Below are 3121 nucleotides of genomic sequence, written 5' to 3' on the forward strand. Positions count from 1 at the left end.
TTTCATCCGATTACTCTTAAGAATAACTCTCTTTGTTCTATCCAAACCGTCTTAACCTTTTCTCTTGGTTAAGCCCTCGACCTATTAGTACAGATCAGCTCCATATGTCACCACACTTCCACCTTCTGCCTATCTACCTCGTCGTCTTCAAGGGGTCTTACTAACTTATGTTATGGGATATCTCATCTTGAGGGGGGCTTCACGCTTAGATGCCTTCAGCGTTTATCCCGTCCCGACTTGGCTACCCGGCTATGCATTTGGCAATGCAACCGGTGCACCAGAGGTCAGTCCATCCCGGTCCTCTCGTACTAAGGACAGCTCCTCTCAGATATCCTACGCCCACGCCGGATAGGGACCGAACTGTCTCACGACGTTCTGAACCCAGCTCGCGTACCGCTTTAATGGGCGAACAGCCCAACCCTTGGGACCTACTACAGCCCCAGGATGCGATGAGCCGACATCGAGGTGCCAAACCACTCCGTCGATGTGAACTCTTGGGAGTGATAAGCCTGTTATCCCCAGGGTAGCTTTTATCCGTTGAGCGATGGCAATCCCACTTTCATACCACCGGATCACTAAGTCCTACTTTCGTACCTGCTCCACCCGTCGGTGTCGCAGTCAAGCTCCCTTCTGCCTTTGCGCTCTTCGAATGGTTTCCAACCATTCTGAGGGAACCTTTGAGCGCCTCCGATACTCTTTCGGAGGCGACCGCCCCAGTCAAACTCCCCACCAGACATTGTCCCCCAGCCGGGTCACGGCTGCAGGTTAGAAGCCCAGTACTGCAGGGGTGGTATCCCAACATCGACTCTGATGCATCTGGCGACACATCTTCTCAGTCTCCCACCTATCCTGTACATGCAATACCGAACCCCAGTATCAAGCTAGAGTAAAGCTCCATGGGGTCTTTCCGTCCTGGCGCAGGTAACCAGCATCTTCACTGGTATTTCAATTTCACCGGGTGCATTGTCGAGACAGTGCCCAAATCATTACGCCTTTCGTGCGGGTCGGAACTTACCCGACAAGGAATTTCGCTACCTTAGGACCGTTATAGTTACGGCCGCCGTTTACTGGGGCTTAAATTCAATGCTTCACCTTGCGATTAACATCTCCTCTTAACCTTCCAGCACCGGGCAGGCGTCAGCCCATATACCTCACCTTTCGGTTTTGCATAGACCTGTGTTTTTGCTAAACAGTTGCTTGGGCCAGTTCTCTGCGGCTCCATCTCTGGAGCACCCCTTCTCCCGAAGTTACGGGGTCATTTTGCCGAGTTCCTTAACAATGCTTCTCCCGCCGGCCTTAGGATTCTCTCCTCATCCACCTGTGTCGGTTTACGGTACGGGTACATCAAACACTATAGCGGCTTTTCTCGACACAAGCTCCACATGCTTCGCTACTTTGGTTCGCTCCACATCGCGCCCTCGAGTTGACAGACGGATTTGCCTATCTGTCCTCTGCTGCGCTTGTACCGGACTTTCCTTTTCCGGCTCATGCTTCCCTCATGTGTCCCCACATTTCTGATTTGATGCAGTACAGGAATTTCAACCTGTTATCCATCGACTACGTCTTTCGACCTTGCCTTAGGCCCCGACTTACCCAGGGCAGATCAGCTTTACCCTGGAAACCTTAGATATTCGGCCTTGAAGATTCTCACTTCAATCTCGCTACTCATTCCGGCATTCTCTCTTCAAGACAGTCCACCATTCCTTACGGTATGGCTTCGTTCCGTCTTCAATGCTCCTCTACCAATTCATTAGAATTCCTAAGCTTCGGTGTTGTGTTTTAGCCCCGGACATTTTCGGCGCAGGACCTCTCGACTAGTGAGCTATTACGCACTCTTTTAATGTGTGGCTGCTTCTGAGCCAACATCCTAGTTGTCTTCGAAATCCCACATCCTTTTCCACTTAACACACACTTTGGGACCTTAGCTGTAGGTCTGGGCTCTTTCCCTTTTGACCACCCAACTTATCTCGTGCAGTCTGACTCCCTGGCATCATCTGTCCGCCATTCGCAGTTTGATATTCTTCGGTAGGCTTTGACGCCCCCTAGGAAATTCAGTGCTCTACCTGCGGCAGACTAACCAGAGGCTAGCCCTAAAGCTATTTCGAGGAGAACCAGCTATCTCCGGGTTCGATTGGAATTTCTCCCCTATCCACACCTCATCACCACCCTTTTCAACGGATGTGTGTTCGGTCCTCCACTACCTCTTACGGCAGCTTCAACCTGGACATGGATAGATCACCCGGTTTCGGGTCTATGATAAGCGATTCAACCGTGCTTTTAACACTCGCTTTCGCTTCGGCTCCGGACCTTAAGTCCTTAACCTTACCACTCATCATAACTCGCCGGACCGTTCTACAAAAAGTACGCCGTCGCACTTTCGTGCTTCGACAGCTTGTAAACACAGGGTTTCAGGTTCTCTTTCACTCCCCTCCCGGGGTCCTTTTCACCTTTCCTTCACAGTACTATGCGCTATCGGTCACTGAGTAGTATTTAGCCTTACGGAGTGGTCTCCGCTCATTCCCACAAGGTTTCTCGTGTCTCGTGGTACTCTGGATCCTGCCTTGCTGCTTTCGATTTCGGATACGCGGCTTTCACGCTTTCTCGCCGGACTTCCCAGACCGTTCTCCTATCAATTGCAGATCAATTATGCAGTCCTAACCCCAAAGGATAAATCCTCTGGTTTGGGCTCTTTCCCTTTCGCTCGCCGCTACTCAGGAAATCGATGTTTCTTTCTCTTCCTCCGGGTACTTAGATGTTTCAGTTCCCCGGGTTCCCTCTCATACACTATGTATTCATGTATGAGTACGCAAGGTCTTCTTGCGTAGGTTTCCCCATTCAGAAATCTGCGGGTCAATGGATATTTGCTCCTTACCGCAGCTTATCGCAGCTTATCACGTCTTTCATCGGCTCTCAGTGCCTAGGCATCCACCCTATGCTCTTTATAGCTTAACCTTTAAATGATGTATAGCGTTACACCATTCGGTTTTTGGTTGATTTCTCAACCTTGGTTTGTTTCTTGGTTTGACATTTACTTTAAGTATATGTCGCACCTCGGATGTCTAAACATTATTTAAAACAATGTTTTATAAGATATTTTAATATGCAGTTTTCAAAGAACAAT

General features: G+C 49.6%; 1 rRNA gene. It reads right to left on the reverse strand.

Features of this window, described 5'->3' with window-relative positions:
- Positions 1-64: 64 nt before the first annotated feature.
- A 23S ribosomal RNA gene (locus tag GKE48_RS14410) occupies positions 65-2952 on the reverse strand.
- Positions 2953-3121: the final 169 nt, after the last annotated feature.

This window comes from Lachnospira eligens (assembly GCF_009680455.1).
In the GTDB taxonomy this organism is placed as follows: Bacteria; Bacillota; Clostridia; order Lachnospirales; family Lachnospiraceae; genus Lachnospira; species Lachnospira eligens_A.